Genomic DNA, 18,891 nt, shown 5'->3' with positions numbered 1-18,891 from the left:
CTTTCGCGTGCGGCCGTGGACGGTCCGCAAGGTCTCCGCCCACAGCAGCATGAGGAGTGTCGTGAAGCGCATACTGATCCGGTCCGGTAAAAGTCCCTTCCGCGTCGCCACCCCGACCGAGTTCATCCACCAGGACCTCATCGGGACAAACACTGGCAATCTGCTCTTCAGTGACTCCGCGCACAAGATGCTGTCGGCGCCGGACACGGAGGTCACCTCCAACGGCATCCGCACCGACCCGTCCGCGCGCCGGGCAGCCGAGATCAACGAGCAGTACGACGTCTTCGTCGTTCCGCTCGCCAATGCCTTCCGCCCCAGTTTCCAGGCCTCGCTGGACCGGCTGTCCACGCTGATCGAGCAGCTCACCATCCCGGTGGTGGTCTTCGGCGTGGGCGCCCAGACCACCGACGACTACGCCACCGACCGGCTGAGCCCGCTCGCGGACTCCGTCAAGCGCTTCACGTCCGCCGTCCTGGAGCGGTCCGCGTCCATCGGCGTCCGCGGCGAGCTGACCGCCCGCTACCTCACCGACCTCGGCGTCCCCGCCGACCGCGTCGACATCATCGGCTGCCCGTCGATGTTCCTGAACGGCGGCACCTTCCCCGAGCTCCGCGCCGCCGAGCTGACCGCCGACTCGCGCATCGCCCTGAACCTGTCGCCGGACGCGATACCCGTCGGCGACATAACAGGCCTGGCCCGGCACGCGCAGCAGCGCCACCCCCAGCTGACCTACTACGCGCAGAACCTCGCCGACGCCGAACTGCTGCTGTGGGGTGACCTCACTCCTGAGACCGGCGTCGAGGACCCCTTCCCGCTCCAGCTCACCCATGACCTGCTGCGCGAGAACAAGGTGCGCATGCCGCTGGACCCGGCGACCTGGATCGACGAGCTGCGCGGCTACGACTTCGCCTTCGGCACCCGCATCCACGGCAACATCGCCGCCCTGCTGGCCGGCACGCCGAGCGTCGTCCTCACCCACGACTCGCGCACCCTCGAACTGTGCCGGTACTTCGACATCCCGCACCGCCAACTGGCCGGTCTGCCCGCGGAGACCGACCCCCGCGAGCTGTACGAGAGCGCCGACTACTCCGCCATGCTCAAGGGCCACCGCGAGCGCTTCGACCGGATCGTCGCCTTCCTCGACCGCAACGGCCTGCAGAACACCTACACCCACGGCGACGGCGGCGCTGCCTTCGACGCCCGCCTCGCCGCGCTCGACCTGCCCGCGTCGATGCCGGTGTGGGACGGTTCCGACGACGGCCACATGCGCTACCGCATCGCCCGGCTGCGCGAGCGGCTCGCGACGGCCAACGCCCGGATCGACACGCGGGTCAAGGAGAACAAGGAGCTGCGCGGCCGGGTGGCCGCCGCCGAGAAGCGGCAGGCCGAGACCGCGCGCCTGCTCGACGCCGCCCGCGCGGAGCTGGCCGCCACGCGCAAGCAGCTCGGCGCCTTGGAGCGCCGGGTCGGCGGCATCGAGAAGCGCGTGATGGTCCGGTTGGGCCCGGCCGTGCGGCGGCGTGTGCGCAAGCTGTCCGGCGGGGGCGGGAAGGACTGACCGGGCGGGAGCGGCCCGGCCGGTGAGGTCAGTCCCACCAGAAGGACCACACCTCCTCGCCGACGAGCTGCTCCGCGTAGGCGCGCAGATCGTCGGGGCCGTTCTGGGTGATGTTGTCCGGGCAGAACGCGAAGTGCTCGGCGGCGACCCTCTCGGCCTCGGCCTGGGTGGTGGGCGGGGCGGCGACGGAGACGACCAGGGTGTCGAAGGACAGGGCCACGACCCGTATGCCGAAGCGGTCCTCCCAGGAGCGGAGCACCGAGCACAGGCGCGCCACGTCGTTCTCGTAGTTCAGCGGCCCCGTCCAGCCGATCACCGCGGGGATGTCTGCGGAGCGGCGGGCCGGGACGAGGGCCAGTCGCGGCTCCTTGAACCAGTCGCGGGAGCCGCCGCTGAGGGAGTCGGCGACCTCGGCGGCGCGTGTGTCCGGGGAGACGGTGAGGGACGCCATGGGGGCGAGACCCGGCCAGTCCGGGCCGAAGGGCCTGATCCGTTCCTCGGCTTCCTCGGCCTCCTCGCTCTCAAGGGCCTCCAACTCGTCCGCCGCGTACTCCTCCCAGAAGCCCGCGAGGACGTCATCGGCGTCGTGATCCCCGGGATACGACATCTCCCCGGGCATCAACTCCCAGTCCTCCGGGCCGCCCTGGGCGTCGCCCACCTCGATGAGCACCGGCAGAAGCCCCGCCCGCCCGGCCGGTATGCCCAACGCCGACCAGGCGCCGGGGGCCGCGGCCTGACCGGCGTACCACAACAACGGTTCGTGCCACGGACCGTCGTCCGTCGCATCGGTCAGGATGCCGGGCGGGAGCTGCAGCCCGAGCGAGCGGCCGCTCGGGTCGGCCGCCAGCGTGGGCAGCGGGTTCGGAAGAGTCGCCATGTCGGTGACTGTAGGGCCGGCCACTGACAATCGGACTCCGCGATCAGAGGCGCTCGGGGGTGCGGATGCCGAGGAGGGCCATGCCCTGGTGGAGGGTGCGGGCCGTGACGTCGCACAGGAACAGGCGGTTCTCCACCTGGGCCGGCGTCTCCGCCTTCAGGACCGGGCACTTGTCGTAGAAGGTCGTGTACAGGGACGCCAGCTGGTACAGATACGCCGTCATCTTGTGCGGGGCGTACTCCGTAGCCGCCTCCGCGACCGTCTCCGCGAACGCGTCCACGTGCAGGCCGAGGGCGCGCTCCGCCTCGTGCAGGTCCAGCTCGGGGTGCGCGGCCGGGCGTACCTCGCCGGCCTTGCGGAGGATGGACTGGATACGGGCGTACGCGTACTGGAGGTAGACGGACGTGTCGCCGTTCAGCGAGACCATCTGGTCCAGGTCGAACTTGTAGTCCCGGTTCGCCGACGTCGACAGGTCCGCGTACTTCACCGCGCCGATGCCCACCTGGGCGCCGCGCTCGGCGATCTCCCCCTCGGACAGGTCCTGGGCCTTCTCCCGTACGACGGCCGAGGCGCGGTCGATCGCCTCGTCGAGGAGATCGACCAGCCGTACCGTCTCGCCCTCACGCGTCTTGAACGGCTTGCCGTCCTTGCCGAGGACCGTACCGAAGGCCAGCTGGTACGCCTTCACGTCGTCGTTCAGCCAGCCCGCCCTGCGGGCCGTCTCGAAGACCATCTTGAAGTGGAGGGACTGGCGGGCGTCCACGACGTAGATCAGGCTGTTCGCCTTCAGGTTGAAGACGCGGTCCCTGATCGCGGACAGGTCGGTCGCCGCGTAGCCGTAGCCGCCGTCGGACTTGCGGACGATCAGCGGGACCGGGTTGCCGTCCGGGCCCTTGATGTCGTCGAAGAACACGCACAGGGCGCCCTCGGAGCGCACTGCGACGCCCGACTCCTCCAGCAGGCGGCACGTCTCGTCCAGCATGTCGTTGTAGCCCGACTCGCCGACGATGTCCGCGTCCCGGATCTCCATGTCCAGCTTCTCGAAGACGGAGAAGAAGTAGATCTTCGACTCGTCGACGAACTTCTGCCACATGGCGAGCGTGTGCGGATCACCGGCCTGGAGGTCGACGACACGGCGGCGGGCCCTGGTCTTGAACTCCTCGTCGGAGTCGAAGAACTTCCGCGCGGCCTTGTAGAGGCGGTCGAGGTTCGACATCGCCTCCTCGCCGGTGACCTGGGCGTCCTTGTGGTCCAGCTCGTGCGGGTGCTCGTCCAGGTACTGGATGAGCATGCCGAACTGCGTGCCCCAGTCGCCGATGTGGTGGCGGCGGACCACGTTCTCGCCGGTGAACTCAAGGAGCTGGACGACCGCGTCGCCGATCACCGCGGAGCGGAGGTGGCCGACGTGCATCTCCTTCGCCACATTCGGCTGGGCGTAGTCGATGACCGTCGTGCCGGGGTTCTCCGCGCGCGGCACACCCAGGCGGCCCTCGGCGTCAGCGGCGCGGGCGGCGAGGTTCTCGGTGATCGCCTTGTCGGTGACCGTGATGTTGAGGAAGCCGGGGCCCGAGACCTCGACGTCCTTGATCACATCGCCGGTGGTGACCTGGGCGACGACCTGCGTCGCCAGCTCGCGCGGGTTGGCCTTCGCCTTCTTCGCGAGGGCCAGGATCCCGTTGGCCTGGAAGTCCGCCCGGTCGCTTCGTCGCAGCAGCGGGTCGACTCCGTCGGCTTCCGGGAGGGCGGAAGCGAGGGCGTCGGCGAGGTGCTGGTGGACGGAAGCGGTGAGGGACGTGACCGGGGCCATGAAGTGGGTGCCGTTCTCCTCGTGGGGATGGATAGACACGGCCAGTATCCCATGGGGGGCAAAGGGTTTTTTCCGGTGCGGGGTGCGGGGTGCGGGTGCGGGGTGCGGGGTGCGGGTGCGGGTGCGGGGTGCGGGGTGCGGGGGCTGGGCGGGGTCGGGGGGGAGCCCGGCGCTGCGGGGTGCCGCTGCGCCCACCCTCCCCCACTCTCGGCTTCGCTCGAGCGGGGGGACCCCCATCGCCCCAGCGGCACGACTGCCCGCAGCTACGGCGGCTGTCCGCAGCTACGGCGGCTGTCCGCAGCTACGGCGGCTGCCGCAGCTGCGTCTGACGGCGGTGAAAAGGGGTTTTCGTGGATGCTCGGGTTGCTGGGAGAATGGGGGCGTCAGCCGTGTGACCGGGCCGGCTGCGGATGAGGAAAGAAGGACGTGCCGATCGTGGGGCAGAGCACCGAGACCACCGACTGGGTCTCCCGTTTCGCGGATGAGGTCATCGAGGAGTCGGAGCGTCGGGCCCCGGGCAAACCCGTTGTCGTCGCGTCCGGCCTGTCGCCCTCCGGGCCCATTCACCTGGGTAACCTGCGCGAGGTCATGACGCCGCACCTCGTCGCCGACGAGATCCGACGCCGGGGACGCCAGGTCCGGCATCTCATCTCCTGGGACGACTACGACCGGTACCGCAAGGTGCCGGCCGGTGTCGCCGGGATCGACGAGTCCTGGGCCGAGCACATCGGCAAGCCGCTGACCTCCGTGCCCGCCCCGAAGGGCTCCGCCCACCCGAACTGGGCCGAGCACTTCAAGGCCGCGATGATCGAGTCGCTGGCCGAGCTGGGCGTGGAGTTCGACGGGATCAGCCAGACCGCGCAGTACACCTCCGGGGCGTACCGGGAGCAGATCCTGCACGCCATGAAGCACCGGGGTGACATCGACGCGGTGCTGGCCCAGTACCGGACCAAGCCCAAGGCAGGCGCCAAGAAGTCGCAGAAGCCCGTCGACGAGGCCGAGCTGGAGGCCGAGGAGGGGTCCGGCGCCGCGTCCGAGGACGACGGCAGCTCCGGGACCGCCGGGTACTTCCCGTACAAGCCGTACTGCGGCAACTGCGAGAAGGACTTCACCACCGTCACCTCCTACGACGACACCACCACCGAGCTGACGTACGCCTGCACGGTCTGCGGCTTCTCCGAGACCGTCCGGCTGAACGAGTTCAACCGCGGCAAGCTGGTCTGGAAGGTCGACTGGCCGATGCGGTGGGCGTACGAAGGGGTCATCTTCGAGCCGAGCGGTGTCGACCACTCGTCTCCGGGGTCGTCCTTCCAGGTCGGCGGGCAGGTCGTCGGGATCTTCGGCGGCAAGCAGCCGATCGGGCCCATGTACGCGTTCGTCGGCATCAGCGGCATGGCGAAGATGTCGTCGTCGCGCGGTGGCGTGCCCACCCCGGCCGACGCGCTGAAGATCATGGAGCCGCAGCTCCTGCGCTGGCTGTACGCCCGGCGCAAGCCCAACCAGTCCTTCAAGATCGCCTTCGACCAGGAGATCCAGCGGCTCTACGACGAGTGGGACAAGCTCGACGCCAAGGTCACCGACGGCTCTGCCCTGCCCGCCGACGTCGCCGCACACTCGCGTGCCGTGCGGACGGCCGCCAGTGAGCTGCCGAGGACGCCCCGGCCGATGCCGTACCGGACGCTCGCGTCCGTCGCCGACATCACCGCCGGGCACGAGGACCAGGCACTGCGGATTCTCTCCGAGCTCGACCCGGAGAAGCCGCTGGCCTCGCTCGACGCGGTGCGGCCGCGGTACGACAAGGCCGAGGCGTGGATCAACACCCATGTGCCGGCCGATCAGCGGACCATCGTGCGGGACGAACCGGACGTCGAGCTGCTGAAGTCGCTCGACGAGGCGTCCCAGCAGTCGATCCGGCTGCTGCTCGACGGGCTGGAGGAGCACTGGTCGCTGGACGGGCTGACGCACCTCGTGTACGGCGTGCCCAAGGTGCAGGCCGGGTTCCCGGCGGACGCCACGCCGAAGGAGCTGCCGCCGGAGATCAAGACCGCTCAGCGGTCGTTCTTCGCGCTGCTGTACCACCTGCTGGTGGGGCGGGACACCGGGCCGCGGCTGCCTACGCTGCTGTTGGCGGTGGGGCAGGAGCGGGTGCGGGTCCTGCTCGGGGAGTAGAGCCGCTGCTGCGACGACGAGGGGCGCCCGGCGATTCGCCGGGCGCCCCTCGTCGTCGCAAGGGAGCGGGTTACGCGATGTGCTCGTCTTCCAGTTCCGCGGTGTGGCGCTTCTGGAAGCGGAGGACCATGCGCTTGGCATCGGCGTCCACGACGGGCACGCCGTACGTCGCCTCGACGTTGTCGCTGAACTCGCGCGGGGTCGGGTAGCCGCTGCCGCTGATCGACTGCTTGAAGACCGTGTAGTAGTCCTCCTCCGTCGGTTCGGGAGCGGGGGTGCCGCCGCCTTCGCCGAGTTCGCGGGTGCGGTTGGGGCCTACCGGGATGGGAACGTGCCGGTGTCCTCCGGGAGGTTCGGGGGTGGGGTTCCTCGTACTGCTGCTGGTACTGGTCCGCCTGTTGCTGTTCGTCGTACCACTGGGCGTAGGCGGCTTCCGGGTCGTACGTGGGGTCGTAGCCGCCGTGGTACTCGATGGTCTGGGGGTCACGGGCGTGCAGCCAGGGGTTCTGGGGCTCGGCGTGGTCCAGGGGCTCTGCGTCTGGGTTGCCGTCGCCTTGGGGACGCCGCTCGCTGAGAGGTGCCGCTGCGCCCACCCGTGCCGCCCCAGCGGCACGACTGCCCGCAGCTGGGTCGTCGGCCCGCTCCAAGGCCGGTTGCGGTGGTGGGGGTATCAGCGTGGGCTCCACGCCCGCTGCCGCCAGCCCCGCGGGAGCCGTGTCGGCCAGGGGGACGCCGTACTTGGCCAGACGTAGGGGCATCAGGGCCTCCACCGGGGCCTTGCGGCGCCAGGCCCGGCCGTAGCGGGAGCGGAGGCGGGCCTGGTAGACGAGGCGTTCCTGTTCCAGCTTGATCACCTGGTCGTAGGAGCGGAGCTCCCAGAGCTTCATACGGCGCCAGAGAAGGAACGTGGGGATGGGGGAGAGCAGCCAGCGGGTGAGGCGGACTCCCTCCATGTGCTTGTCGGCCGTGATGTCGGCGATCCGGCCGATCGCGTGGCGGGCGGCCTCCACCGACACCACGAACAGGATCGGGATGACCCCGTGCATGCCCACGCCCAGCGGGTCCGGCCAGGCCGCCGCGCCGTTGAAGGCGATCGTCGCCGCCGTCAGCAGCCACGCCGTCTGGCGCAGCAGCGGGAACGGGATGCGGATCCAGGTCAGCAGGAGGTCCAGAGCGAGCAGGACGCAGATACCTGCGTCGATGCCGATCGGGAAGACGTAACTGAAGTCCCCGAAGCCCTTTTCGAGCGCGAGTTCACGTACCGCGGCGTACGAACCCGCGAAACCGATGCCCGCGATGATCACGGCACCGAAGACGACCACGGCGATGAGAACGCGGTGCGTCCGTGTCAGCTGTAGTGGCGCGGCCACCCGTACTCCCCCTCCCACTGCGTGTTGTTGCGCGGCCAACAGGGTGGCACACGCGTACGGGGGTCGGGTGGCCGGTCCGGGTACGTCAGCCCTTCCGTGACTCTACCGGTGGCGTCCGGTGACCCGTGACGTCAGCTCTTCTTCGTCGGCGACTTGGACGAAGTCGCCGACTTCGAGGGGGACTTGGAGGCGCCGGGGCCGGCGGCGGAGCCGCTCTCACCGTTCGCCTTCGTCACCGCGGCCACCGCCTCCTCGGCCGCCTTCTTCGCCGCCTTCATCAGATCGTCGGCGTCGGGGGTCTTGTCGCCGGCCAGGCCCGCGCCGTTGTAGTCGAGGGTCAGGACGACGTTCTCCACGCGCGCGACGATCGTCTGCTGCTTGAAGGTGCCCTCCTTCTTCTTCAGGTCGTAGCGCACCGCCGTCGCCTGGTCGCCCGTCCCGGACACCGACTCGGTCTTGGTGCCCTTCGCGCCCTCGGTCGCCTGGACGTCCTTGACCTGCTTCGCGAAGTACTCCTGCGCCAGCTTGTCGCCCTCGCCGCGGGTGACGTCGGACTCGAAGCGCAGCAGCGAGACGTTCAGCCAGCGGAACTGCGAGCCGTTGACGCCGTTGTTGTCGAGACTGTCCCAGGAGCAGCTGCCCCGCGTCGACACATCGTCGGATTTGCCCTCCTTGCCCGACTTCGAGCCCTTCGGGACGAGTTCGCCCAACGTCTTCTTCGACAGCACCGCGCACGCTTCGGGCAACTCCGAGTACGCCGCCGCCTGCACGGTGGGCGAGGGGCTCGCGGACGCGCTCGACGCGCTCCCGGACGCCTTCTTGGCGTCATCACTCGAGCCGGAGTCCGAGGAGCAGCCGGCGGCGATCAGCATCGCGGGAACGGCCGCCGCGCAGACAAGGATGCGGTTCAGGCGCTTCACCCGCTCGGCACGCTGGTCAGCCTGGTCGTCTCGCTGTGCTCGTCGCTGCATGGTTCCTTCACTCACGCTCTGGTTCCTGAGGCCGGATGGGTCCCGGTGTCGCCGGTGGCGCCGGCGTCCGGATCGGGTCCGAGGGGCCACGGTACGCGGTGAAGGAACTGTGCGGACCCGCTTCAGCTGCTTTGCATCCCGGCCTGAAGGGGCGTCATTCCGCCAGCGAGTCGGCCAGCCGGGACGCCAGCTTCCGGGCCCTGTCCTGCATTTCCTTGCTGTCCGGCACGACGCCGACCGTGGCCGGCTGCTCCTCGTACTCGATGGTCACGATGACGTTGGACGTGCGGAACGCCACAGTCACCGTGCGCTGTTTGGCCGTCGAACCGGAGCTGCTCAGCGCGTCGTCCAGGAAGGCCTCGTCGCCGAGGTCGTCCAGGACGCGGGGCTGGAGCTCGGCCGGGGTGGCGCTCGCCGTCGAGCTCGGGCTGATGGAGGAGCTGCCCTCGGGGCTACCGGAAGAGCCGGGCGAGGCAGGGGAGTCGGCGGACTCCGACGGTGTCGAGGACGAGGAGGGCGTCGACGACGGGGCGGACGGCGAGGAGGACTCGGAGGCGATGGGCTCCGGCAGGTCGGCCGCCGTCTGCCGGGTGGCGAAGAGCTGCTCGGCCTGGCTGTCGTCGCTGACGGCGTTGTCGTAGGACACCACGCGCTCGAAGTCGACGTACAGATGGTCCGTGGCGGACGTGGACTCCACCTTCCAGCGGCAGCCGACCTTGCGGTCGTTGTCGTAGGTGAGGGTGGGCTCGCCCGCGTAGGCCGTCTCGCGCTGCTCCTCGTCGGCGATCTGCTGGATACCGGGCAGGAGGGAGTCGAGGGTGTCCTGACCGACCGCGCTGCACGGTTCGGGGAGGGTGCGGTAACGGCCCGGCTCGGCCGCCGCCGTCGCCGTACCGGAGCCGCCGGGGTTTGAATCGTCCGTGGCGCCACCGTCGTCCGAGCTGCCGGTGCAGCCGGCCAGCAGGGCCGCGAGGAGCGCGGCGACGCCGGATACGTACGCCTTCCGCTGCACGGTCAGGCTCCTCTCCATGATGGTGCGCTTGCCTGGTCTGTCAGTGTCCCCGCTGGTTATTCGGTTGCCGCACGGGGGTGCCGCCTGGAGACAATGTGTATCGCACGCGCTGCCGTGAACGCCGGTCCGTTGTCCGATACGTCGACCTTGGCGCCGGTTTTGCTGTTCAGAACTTCTGTTTGTTTTCACCTGTTTTACGGGGGATGAGGCGATATGTCGTACGTCGAGATGCCGGGCGCGAAGGTACCGATCCGGATGTGGACCGACCCGGCGACGGTCGAGGAGGTGGCGCTCCAGCAGCTGCGGAACGTCGCGACGCTGCCGTGGATCAAGGGGCTGGCGGTCATGCCGGACGTGCACTACGGGAAGGGTGCGACGGTCGGGTCGGTCATCGCGATGCGGGGGGCTGTGTGTCCTGCGGCGGTGGGTGTCGATATCGGGTGCGGGATGTCGGCGGTGAAGACGTCCCTGACGGCGAATGATCTGCCGGGGGATCTTTCGCGGCTGCGGTCGAAGATCGAGCAGGCTATTCCGGTGGGGCGGGGGATGCATGACAGTCCCGTTGAGCCGGGGCGGTTCCATGGGCTGCCGACTGCCGGGTGGGATGATTTTTGGGAGCGGTTTGACGGGGTTGCCGAGGCGGTGAAGTTTCGGCAGGAGCGGGCGACTGTACAAATGGGGACGCTTGGCGGGGGCAACCACTTTGTCGAGGTGTGCACGGACACGACCGGTTCTGTCTGGCTGATGCTGCACTCCGGTTCCCGCAACATCGGCAAGGAGCTCGCCGAGCACCACATCGGCGTCGCCCAGAAGCTCCCGCACAACCAGGGCCTGGTCGACCGCGATCTCGCCGTCTTCGTGGCGGACACCCCGCAGATGGCGGCGTACCGCAACGACCTGTTCTGGGCGCAGGAGTACGCGAAGTACAACCGCTCGATCATGATGGCGCTCCTGAAGGACGTGGTCCGTAAGGAGTTCAAGAAGGCGAAGCCGACCTTCGAGCCCGAGATCAGCGCGCACCACAACTACGTCGCCGAGGAGCGGTACGACGGCATGGACCTGCTCGTGACCCGCAAGGGAGCGATCCGGGCCGGCTCCGGTGAGTACGGGATCATCCCGGGCTCGATGGGCACGGGTTCGTACATCGTGAAGGGCCTCGGGAACCCGATGTCCTTCAACTCGGCTTCGCACGGCGCGGGTCGGCGCATGAGCCGTAACGCGGCGAAGCGGCGGTTCTCGACGAAGGACCTGGAGGAGCAGACACGGGGCGTGGAGTGCCGTAAGGACTCCGGCGTTGTGGACGAGATACCGGGTGCGTACAAGCCGATCGAGCAGGTCATCGACCAGCAGCGGGACCTCGTGGAGGTCGTGGCCAAGCTGAAGCAGGTCGTCTGTGTGAAGGGCTGACCCGCTACGGCTCCGTGCGCGTCTCTATTTGGGGGCGTGCAGTACCGCGTAGATCATGACGAACGCGATGATGTGGATGCCGAAGAGGAAGTAGGCGAGCCATGTCCACATGTGGCGTTCGCCGCGCTTTTCCTCGGCCTGGCGGGCCAGGCGTCGGTGTTCCGGCTCGGGGTCGGTCACCGGGACTCTCGGTGGACCTTGGTGTTGGAGGCCTGGGCGCGTGGGCGGACCACGAGGAGGTCGATGTTGACGTGGGCGGGGCGGGTGACCGCCCAGGTGATGGTGTCGGCGACGTCGTCGGCGGTGAGGGGTTCGGCGACGCCCTCGTAGACCTTGGCGGCGCGGTCCTCGTCACCGCCGAAGCGGGTCAGGGCGAACTCGTCGGTCTTGACCATGCCCGGGGCGACCTCGATCACCCGGACCGGCTGTCCGACGATCTCCAGGCGGAGCGTCTCGGCGAGGACGTGGGCGCCGTGCTTGGCGGCGACGTAGCCGGCGCCGCCCTCGTAGGTGCCGTGGCCCGCGGTCGACGAGACGACCACGACCGTGCCGTCGCCGCTCGCGACGAGGGCGGGGAGCAGGGCCTGGGTGAGGTTGAGGGTGCCGATGACGTTCGTCTCGTACATCTGGCGCCAGTCCGCCGGGTCGCCGGTCGCCACCGGGTCCAGGCCGAGCGCGCCGCCGGCGTTGTTGACGAGCACGCCGATCGTCCGGAACGCCGTGGCGAACTCGTCGACCGCCGTGCGGTCGGTGACGTCCAGCTGGTACGCCGTCGCCGAGTGGCCGGCCGCGTCGATCTCCTCGGCGAGGGCCTCGATGCGGTCCTTGCGGCGTGCGGTGAGGACGACGCGGTAGCCGGCCGCGGCGAGCTGCCGCGCGGTGGCGGCGCCGATTCCGCTGCTGGCACCGGTGACGACGGCGATACGGGACGCGGCGGCGGGGGTCGTCATACGGCTGCTCCTCGTGCGCGGGGTGGTGCGGTGGCGCCACGCCGGTGTGGGGCCGCTGGTCGGTGTGCTCCTTCGCCAGGATAGGCGGGGGGTGAGGTGGGGAATCGAGGTGGGTGATCATCTCGTGACGTTCAGCCGCCGCGCGGTGTCCACATGATCACGGCCATGCCGGCCAGGCAGATCAGTGCGCCGGTGATGTCCCAGCGGTCGGGCCGGTAGCCGTCCGCGATGACGCCCCAGGCGATCGAGCCGGCGACGAAGACTCCGCCGTACGCGGCGAGGACGCGGCCGAAGTGGGCGTCCGGCTGGAAGGTGGCGACGAAGCCGTAGGCGCCGAGGGCGAGGATGCCGCCGCTGATCCACAGCCAGCCGCGTTGCTCCCGGTACCCCTGCCAGACCAGCCAGGCGCCGCCGATCTCGAAGAGGGCGGCGACGACGAAGAGGGCGGCGGAGCGGAGGATGAGCATGCGGGCAGCTTCGCATGCCGGGGTTCCGGGGCCGGGGTCGCCGTTTCCTGGGGCGGGACCGCCGTTTCCCGGGCTTCGCGTCACCTGATGGACGGTGCCTGGGGTCGGCTCCGCGTGGGATACATCCCGTACGAAGCCCATGGCGGAGTGAGGAGTGTGGCGGTATGCGAGGCATGAGGGTGCTGGGCGTGGGGTGTGCCGCCCTGATGGCGGTCGGTGCGGTGGCTCCGCTCGCCGGGGCCGAGACGGCTCAGGAGGCCGATCTGGCCTATCACGGGGCCGCGACGCTGGATTCCGGCCGGGTCGAGGTGCGGATCACCCCGCGCAATCACGGGCCGTCGGCTGTGCCGGACGCGACGGTACGGCTGCGCTGGTCGCAGCCGCTCGAGAACCGGCAGACGCTGCCCGACGGGTGTGCGCGTTCCGGTGCGCGGGTGGTGTTGTGCCGGGTGGGCGCGCTGCCGGCGGACACGCTCGGTGCGGATCTCAGGCTGGGGGTACGGCTGCGGGGGGCGCCGACCGAGGTGCTGATGGAGGTCGACACGGTGTGGAGCGGTGGGGCGGTGGACCGTAACCGGCACAACGACCGGCAGCGGGTGCTCGTGCTGGACACCGGGGACGCGTACTACTTCTGACCTCGGCTTCTGTTCTCCCGTTCTCGCCTCCAGGAGTGCTCGGAATAAGAGCACGATGTCGACCGTTCGAGGGGTATAGTTCAACGGTCAACAACTTTGGAGGCGACCATGCAGTTCGGGATCTTCAGCGTCGGCGACGTGACGCCGGACCCGACGACGGGCCGTACGCCGACCGAGCGCGAGCGGATCAAGGCCATGGTCGCCATCGCGCTGAAGGCCGAGGAGGTCGGCCTGGACGTCTTCGCGACCGGCGAGCACCACAACCCGCCGTTCGTGCCGTCCTCGCCGACCACCATGCTCGGCTACATAGCCGCCCGCACGGACCGGCTGATCCTGTCCACGTCCACCACCCTCATCACGACCAACGACCCGGTGAAGATCGCCGAGGACTTCGCGATGCTCCAGCACCTGGCCGACGGCCGGGTGGACCTGATGATGGGCCGCGGCAACACCGGGCCGGTGTACCCCTGGTTCGGGCAGGACATCCGGCAGGGCATCAACCTCGCCATCGAGAACTACGCCCTGGTGCACCGGCTGTGGCGCGAGGACGTCGTGAACTGGGAGGGCAAGTTCCGTACGCCGCTGCAGGGCTTCACGTCCACGCCCCGGCCGCTGGACGGCGTACCGCCGTTCGTCTGGCACGGGTCGATCCGCTCGCCCGAGATCGCCGAGCAGGCGGCGTTCTACGGCGACGGGTTCTTCCACAACAACATCTTCTGGCCGGCCGACCACACCAAGCGGATGGTCGAGCTGTACCGGGAGCGGTACGCGCACTACGGGCACGGCACGCCCGAGCAGGCGATCGTCGGGCTCGGCGGGCAGGTGTTCATGCGGAAGAACTCGCAGGACGCGGTGCGTGAGTTCCGGCCGTACTTCGACAACGCGCCGGTCTACGGGCACGGGCCGTCCCTGGAGGACTTCACCGACCAGACCCCGCTGACCGTGGGCTCGCCGCAGCAGGTGATCGAGAAGACGCTGGCCTTCCGCGAGTACGCCGGCGACTACCAGCGCCAGCTGTTCCTGATGGACCACGCCGGGCTGCCGCTGAAGACCGTGCTGGAGCAGCTCGACATGCTGGGCGAGGAGGTCGTGCCGGTGCTGCGCAAGGAGTTCGCCAAGGGGCGGCCGGCCGGGGTGCCGGACGCGCCGACCCACCAGTCCCTGCTTGCCGCCGCCTCGGAAGGAGTGAACGTCGCATGAAGCTCGTCGTCGTGTCCGCGGGGCTGAGCGTCCCGTCCTCCACCCGGCTGCTGGCCGACCGGCTTGCCAAGGCCACCGCCGACCGGACCTCGGCGGAGGTGCAGGTGATCGAGCTGCGCGAGCTCGCCGTCGAGATCGCGCACAACTTCACCAACGGCTTCGCCGGGCGGCAGCTGAGCGCCGCGCTCGACGCGGTGACCGAGGCGGACGGGCTGATCGTGGTCACGCCGGTGTTCTCCGCCTCGTACAGCGGGCTGTTCAAGTCCTTCTTCGACGTGCTCGACAAGGAGGCGCTCGCCGGGAAGCCGGTGCTGATCGCCGCGACCGGCGGCACCGCCCGGCACTCCCTCGTCCTGGAGCACGCCCTGCGTCCGCTCTTCGCCTACCTGCGGGCCGTCGTCGTCCCGACCGGAGTCTACGCCGCCTCGGAGGACTGGGGTGCCGAGGGGCTGGACGGGCGCATCGAGCGGGCGGCCGGGGAACTGGCGGGGCTGATGGTCGGGCTCACGCCGAAGGTGCCGGGGCCGGCGAAGGTCGGGGAGTTCGAGGTGGTGCCCTTTGAGGAGCAGTTGGCGGCGTTGCGGCGGGGGGCGTGACGGGGCGCCTGCGGCCGGCTGCGGGAGGGCGGAGGCGGGTCGGGGGCGTCAGCGGGGTTCCGCTGCGTCCACCCTCCCCCACTCTCGGCTTCGCTCGAGCGGGGGGACCCCCATCGCCCTGGGGGTCCCCCCAGGCCCTTAAGGCACTGGGGGAGGCACGACTGCCCGCAGCTACGCCGGTTGCATGGGTGGGCGCCGGCCCAGCGGCGCGACTGCCCGCGGCTGTACCCGCGACCCCGGCCGGGTGAGAGGCCAGTAAGAAGGGTGGGTGGGGGCTGCTCATACGGTCGTACGACTCGGCCGCTTTGCCACACTGGACCCGTGGCCCCGACTCTGCTGCTAGCCGAAGACGATCGTGCGATCCGGCACGCCCTGGAGCGGGCCCTGACGCTGGAGGGCTACGCGGTGACGGCGGTCGCCGACGGGGTCGAGGCGCTGGCGCACGCCCATCGCACCCCGCCCGACGTGCTCGTCCTGGATGTGATGATGCCGGGGATCGACGGCCTCCAGGTGTGCCGGGTGCTGCGCGCCGAGGGTGACCGGACGCCGATCCTGATGCTGACGGCGCTGGTGGAGACGGCGGACCGGATCGCCGGGCTGGACGCCGGCGCCGATGACTACGTGGTGAAGCCCTTCGACGTCGAGGAGGTCTTCGCCCGGCTGCGGGCGCTGCTGCGGCGCACCGCGAACGGTGCCGCCATGGACGTACGGGAGAAGCCGTCCGCGCCCGGCCGGCAGATCGAGGCGGCTGGGCTGCGCATGGACTCGCAGGCTCGGCGCGCCTGGCGTGGCGGGCGCGAACTGGAGCTGACCCGCACCGAGTTCGAGCTGCTCGAACTGCTGGTGCGCAACGAGGGGATCGTCCTCGACCACTCCACGATCTACGACCGTATCTGGGGCTACGACTTCGGGCCGGGCTCCAAGAACCTCGCTGTGTACGTCGGCTATCTGCGCCGCAAGCTCGACGAGCCGGGGGCGGCGCCGCTGATCCACACGGTGCGCGGGGTGGGTTACGTGCTGCGGGAGGACTGAGCGGTGCGCCCGTCGTGGTCTCCGGCCGTGCGGTGGCCGCGTCTGGCGTCGCTGCGGACCACGTTCGCGGTGTCGTTCGCGGCCATCACCGCCGCCGTCACCGTCCTCGTCGGCATCCTCTCCTACGGCGCCGCCGCCCGGCTTGTCCGCGTCGACCAGCAGACCGTGTTCGACGAGGTCGTGCAGGACCTTCAGGCCGAGGTGAGCCGGCGCCGGATGGATCCGGTGGACTTCTCCTCCGCGCCGGGACACGACTTCGTCCGCCCCGCCCGCACCGACGTTCAGGTGCTCGGCCCGGACGGCAGCGTCGTCGACAAGGGTGACCCCGGGCTGCCGGTCACCGACGCCGACCGCGAGGTCGCCACCGCCGGCACCGCCGGGCGGCTGGTCGAGCACCGGGACGTCGACGTCGGCGACGACGTCTACCGTGTCGCCACCGTCGCGCTGGGCGGCGAGCGGGGCGCGGTGCAGGTGGCGCAGGAGTTCAGCGACACCGAGGATCTGCTGCGGGCGCTCCAGCAGCGGACGCTGCTGCTGATGGCGGCGGTGGTGACCGGAGCGGGCCTGTTCGGCTGGTGGCTGGCGCGGCACATCACGCGCCGGCTGGTGATTCTCACCTCGGCCGCGGAGGCCGTCGCCCGCACCCGGCGGCTCGGTATCGACGTACCCGTCACGGGCGGCGACGAGGTGGGCCGGCTCGGCCGTGCCTTCGACCGGATGCTCGGCCGCCTCGCCCAGTCCGAGGAGGACCAGCGCCGCCTGGTCCAGGACGCGGGCCATGAACTCCGTACGCCGCTGACGTCGCTGCGCACGAACATCTCCCTGCTGCGCCGCATCGACGAGCTGCCGCCCGCCTCTCGGGACGAACTGGTCGCCGACCTCGGCCAGGAGGCGCGTGAACTGACCGATCTGGTCAACGAGTTGGTGGATCTCGCGGCCGGGCAGTCGGACACCGAGCCCCTGCAGCGGGTCGACCTCGCCGACCTCGCCGAGGATGTCGCGGGCCTGACCCGGCGCCGTACCGGACATCGGATCGTGGTCCGCGTGTGCGGCGACACGACCACGGAGGGCCGGCCGGGCATGCTCACCCGGGCGATCTCCAACCTCGTCGAGAACGCCGCGAAGTTCGACCGCGACGGTACCTCGCCCATCGAGATCGTCGTCGCCGGTCCCGCCCGGCCGGGCACGATCCGCGTCGAGGTCCTCGACCGCGGCCCCGGCATCGGGGACGCCGACCTCGTCCGCGTCTTCGACCGTTTCTACCGCGCTGCCGACGCCCGCTCCCTGCCGGGTTCCGGACTCGGCCTGTCCATCGTCCGCGAGGTGGCGCTGGCGCACGGGGAGCACCGTTCGCGCATCGGCGGGAAGGGGGGGGGTCGGTGATCGGGTTCACGGTGGTGGGGGATGAGGCGCGGGCGGCGTCAGGTGACCTGGTGGCGTGCGGATCACCAGGCAGTCAACCCGGCGCGCGCCCCCGTCGTCCTCGCTCATGGTTCCGCCGCAGCTCAGGGCCGTGCAGGACGCGGTGGCACGCGGCTACCCGACGGCCATGGGCGCGAAGCCGAGGTCGGCGAGGGCGGCTGTGCCGACGGCGGCATGCTCGCCCCCGGCGAGCAGCAGCGTGCGCGCCGACTGGTAGCGGCAGCCAGCCGCGTCGAACGCCGCCGCGACGGCGAGCAGCCGCGGCAGGTCGCCCTCGAGCAGAGCCTGCGCCCGGTCCAGCTGGGCGGTCGCGACCGGGTTTCCGGCGACCCTGGCACGTGCCGGACATCGAGGCGAAGCTGGCCGAGGTGACCGCCGCGGGCGCCACCGTGCAGGAGCCCGCGCACGACGTCGGTGGCGGCCGCCTGGTGGCCACCGTCACCGACCCCGACGGCAACGTCCTCGGCCTGCTTCAGGACCGATGAGCGCCGAACCCCGCTCCCGCGCTCAGCGCCGCCGCGACACCGAGCACCGGCTCACCCACGACGTCGATGTCTGGGTGGCCAGTGCCTCGGCGGACGGCGCACCGTACCTGGTGCCGCTGTCCTTCGACTGGGACGGCGAGGCGATGCTGGTGGCCACTTCGGCGGACAGCCCGACCGGCAGGAACCTGGCCACCACCCGGGTCGCTCGGCTGGGGCTCGGCCACACCCGCGACGTATCCATGATCGACGGCGACGTCGAGGTCCTCGAGATCGACGCGGTGCCGCAGGAGCGCGGGAACCGCTTCACCGCACGCACCGGCTTCGACCCGCGTACGCCGGCCACGCCGTACCGCTGGTTCCGTATCACCCCACGCCGCATCCAGGCCTGGCGTGAGGTGAACGAGATGCCCGACCGTGAGCTGATGCGCGATGGCTGCTGGTTGGTCTGACGCGGAATTCAGGACGGTTTCTCGAAATCTCGGGCGCCGCGTCCCGGAAGAACTCAGACGGCAAGGCGCACCACGGTGTGACAGAGGGAGTCGACCTGCTCGGGGGTCATGTCGTACTCGTAGGCGATCTCTTCGACCGTCTCGCCGGCAGCCAGAAAGAGAGCGTGGACGAAGGAATCTCAAGGGGTGGGCGGACGTTTCGGCGGGCGTCAGAAGCCCGGCCGCGAACCGGTCGACCTGATCCACCTCCCTCGCGCGCGGTCCGCGTAGTCGCACATATCGACTCCCATCCGCGGACGGTGAAGACACGCACGACGGGATGCGGCGCAGCGGCTCATCATGCGGCCTGCGGGTTGGCGTCGAGTAAGCAGTCCCGGCAGAGGGCGGGTTCCGCCGCGCGGAAGGCGCGTTCGCAGCCGTCGCAGGTCTGCCAAGGCAGGGCGGGCGGTCGGGCGGGGAGGCAGCCGGAGCGGGCGCGGCCGGT

At 70.3% G+C, this 18,891-nt stretch carries 15 protein-coding genes and 3 pseudogenes; 10 read left to right on the top strand and 8 right to left on the bottom strand.

Annotation, left to right across the window (positions count from 1 at the left end):
• Positions 1-61: 61 nt before the first annotated feature.
• Positions 62-1,558, top strand: a complete 1,497-nt coding sequence (locus StrepF001_RS19095) for a polysaccharide pyruvyl transferase family protein (protein WP_129799440.1) — start codon at positions 62-64, stop codon at positions 1,556-1,558.
• 28 nt (positions 1,559-1,586) lie between these two features.
• Here StrepF001_RS19095 and StrepF001_RS19090 read toward each other — a convergent pair whose 3' ends face one another.
• Positions 1,587-2,435, bottom strand: coding sequence for a DUF4253 domain-containing protein (locus StrepF001_RS19090; protein WP_129799439.1), 849 nt, complete (start codon positions 2,433-2,435; stop codon positions 1,587-1,589).
• A gap of 43 nt (positions 2,436-2,478) precedes the next feature.
• Positions 2,479-4,242 (bottom strand): arginine--tRNA ligase, encoded by a 1,764-nt coding sequence (gene argS / locus StrepF001_RS19085; RefSeq protein WP_129799621.1) that lies wholly within the window; start codon positions 4,240-4,242, stop codon positions 2,479-2,481.
• Positions 4,243-4,668: 426 nt separating this feature from the next.
• On the opposite strand from argS, the gene lysS reads away from it, so the two are divergent.
• On the top strand, positions 4,669-6,411 hold the full coding sequence (lysS, locus tag StrepF001_RS19080) for a lysine--tRNA ligase (protein WP_129799438.1): 1,743 nt from the start codon (positions 4,669-4,671) through the stop codon (positions 6,409-6,411).
• A gap of 70 nt (positions 6,412-6,481) precedes the next feature.
• On the opposite strand, the pseudogene StrepF001_RS19075 reads toward lysS, so the two are convergent.
• The 3 genes and pseudogenes from StrepF001_RS19075 to StrepF001_RS19065 form a co-directional block, all read right to left on the bottom strand.
• Positions 6,482-7,781 (bottom strand): annotated as a pseudogene (locus StrepF001_RS19075) (DUF2637 domain-containing protein).
• A gap of 131 nt (positions 7,782-7,912) precedes the next feature.
• Positions 7,913-8,767 (bottom strand): DUF3558 family protein, encoded by an 855-nt coding sequence (locus StrepF001_RS19070; RefSeq protein WP_240797579.1) that lies wholly within the window; start codon positions 8,765-8,767, stop codon positions 7,913-7,915.
• A gap of 139 nt (positions 8,768-8,906) precedes the next feature.
• Positions 8,907-9,764 carry a DUF3558 domain-containing protein gene (locus StrepF001_RS19065; RefSeq protein WP_129799437.1) on the bottom strand — a complete coding sequence of 286 codons (858 nt, stop codon included), beginning with the start codon at positions 9,762-9,764 and terminating at the stop codon, positions 8,907-8,909.
• Between the two features lie 213 nt (positions 9,765-9,977).
• Between StrepF001_RS19065 and StrepF001_RS19060 the strand changes: the two genes are divergently transcribed.
• The gene (locus StrepF001_RS19060) at positions 9,978-11,171 is read left to right on the top strand and encodes an RtcB family protein (protein ID WP_129799436.1); all 1,194 of its coding nucleotides are present in this window, start codon (positions 9,978-9,980) and stop codon (positions 11,169-11,171) included.
• A 24-nt stretch (positions 11,172-11,195) separates the two neighbouring features.
• Here the strand turns inward: StrepF001_RS19060 and StrepF001_RS45680 are convergent, their stop codons facing one another.
• The 3 genes from StrepF001_RS45680 to StrepF001_RS19050 form a co-directional block, all read right to left on the bottom strand.
• The gene (locus StrepF001_RS45680) at positions 11,196-11,351 is read right to left on the bottom strand and encodes a hypothetical protein (protein ID WP_165396303.1); all 156 of its coding nucleotides are present in this window, start codon (positions 11,349-11,351) and stop codon (positions 11,196-11,198) included.
• Complete coding sequence (locus tag StrepF001_RS19055; protein ID WP_129799435.1) at positions 11,348-12,121, bottom strand: SDR family NAD(P)-dependent oxidoreductase; 774 nt, start codon at positions 12,119-12,121, stop codon at positions 11,348-11,350. Before StrepF001_RS19055 ends, StrepF001_RS45680 begins: the two co-directional genes overlap by 4 nt.
• Positions 12,122-12,252: 131 nt before the next feature.
• Positions 12,253-12,588 (bottom strand): YnfA family protein, encoded by a 336-nt coding sequence (locus StrepF001_RS19050; RefSeq protein WP_129799434.1) that lies wholly within the window; start codon positions 12,586-12,588, stop codon positions 12,253-12,255.
• 164 nt (positions 12,589-12,752) lie between these two features.
• Here StrepF001_RS19050 and StrepF001_RS19045 point away from each other — a divergent pair, with 164 nt between their 5' ends.
• The 7 genes and pseudogenes from StrepF001_RS19045 to StrepF001_RS19010 all read left to right on the top strand — a co-directional run bounded on the left by StrepF001_RS19045 (position 12,753) and on the right by StrepF001_RS19010 (position 18,407).
• Entirely contained in the window at positions 12,753-13,223 is a 471-nt protein-coding gene (locus StrepF001_RS19045) for a hypothetical protein (RefSeq protein ID WP_129799433.1), read from the top strand.
• A gap of 108 nt (positions 13,224-13,331) precedes the next feature.
• Positions 13,332-14,423 (top strand): LLM class flavin-dependent oxidoreductase, encoded by a 1,092-nt coding sequence (locus tag StrepF001_RS19040; RefSeq protein WP_129799432.1) that lies wholly within the window; start codon positions 13,332-13,334, stop codon positions 14,421-14,423.
• Positions 14,420-15,019, top strand: coding sequence for an FMN reductase (locus tag StrepF001_RS19035; protein WP_129799431.1), 600 nt, complete (start codon positions 14,420-14,422; stop codon positions 15,017-15,019). Before StrepF001_RS19040 ends, StrepF001_RS19035 begins: the two co-directional genes overlap by 4 nt.
• A gap of 333 nt (positions 15,020-15,352) precedes the next feature.
• Positions 15,353-16,051 (top strand): response regulator transcription factor, encoded by a 699-nt coding sequence (locus StrepF001_RS19030; protein ID WP_129799619.1) that lies wholly within the window; start codon positions 15,353-15,355, stop codon positions 16,049-16,051.
• 3 nt (positions 16,052-16,054) lie between these two features.
• Positions 16,055-17,448, top strand: a pseudogene (locus StrepF001_RS19025) (HAMP domain-containing sensor histidine kinase); the annotation flags it as partial.
• Positions 17,449-17,805: 357 nt separating this feature from the next.
• Positions 17,806-17,958: pseudogene (locus tag StrepF001_RS19015) on the top strand (VOC family protein); the annotation flags it as partial.
• Positions 17,955-18,407, top strand: a complete 453-nt coding sequence (locus tag StrepF001_RS19010; RefSeq protein WP_129799430.1) for a pyridoxamine 5'-phosphate oxidase family protein — start codon at positions 17,955-17,957, stop codon at positions 18,405-18,407. The pseudogene StrepF001_RS19015 and the gene StrepF001_RS19010, both read left to right, overlap by 4 nt.
• Positions 18,408-18,891: the final 484 nt, after the last annotated feature.

It is taken from the genome of Streptomyces sp. F001, from assembly GCF_004187715.1.
Taxonomy (GTDB): Bacteria; Actinomycetota; Actinomycetes; order Streptomycetales; family Streptomycetaceae; genus Streptomyces; species Streptomyces flavusporus.
Note: the sequence above shows the minus strand (reverse complement) of the source record. Positions and strands in the feature narration are given on the sequence as shown.

Excerpts from the sequence above, each read along its gene's own strand:
- argS (WP_129799621.1), bottom strand. The coding sequence starts at position 4,242 with ATGGCCCCGGTCACGTCCCTCACCGCTTCCGTCCACCAGCACCTCGCC.
- StrepF001_RS19060 (WP_129799436.1), top strand. The coding sequence starts at position 9,978 with ATGTCGTACGTCGAGATGCCGGGCGCGAAGGTACCGATCCGGATGTGG.
- StrepF001_RS19050 (WP_129799434.1), bottom strand. The coding sequence starts at position 12,588 with ATGCTCATCCTCCGCTCCGCCGCCCTCTTCGTCGTCGCCGCCCTCTTC.
- StrepF001_RS19040 (WP_129799432.1), top strand. The coding sequence starts at position 13,332 with ATGCAGTTCGGGATCTTCAGCGTCGGCGACGTGACGCCGGACCCGACG.
- StrepF001_RS19010 (WP_129799430.1), top strand. The coding sequence starts at position 17,955 with ATGAGCGCCGAACCCCGCTCCCGCGCTCAGCGCCGCCGCGACACCGAG.
- StrepF001_RS19035 (WP_129799431.1), top strand. The coding sequence starts at position 14,420 with ATGAAGCTCGTCGTCGTGTCCGCGGGGCTGAGCGTCCCGTCCTCCACC.
- StrepF001_RS19055 (WP_129799435.1), bottom strand. The coding sequence starts at position 12,121 with ATGACGACCCCCGCCGCCGCGTCCCGTATCGCCGTCGTCACCGGTGCC.
- StrepF001_RS19045 (WP_129799433.1), top strand. The coding sequence starts at position 12,753 with ATGCGAGGCATGAGGGTGCTGGGCGTGGGGTGTGCCGCCCTGATGGCG.
- StrepF001_RS19090 (WP_129799439.1), bottom strand. The coding sequence starts at position 2,435 with ATGGCGACTCTTCCGAACCCGCTGCCCACGCTGGCGGCCGACCCGAGC.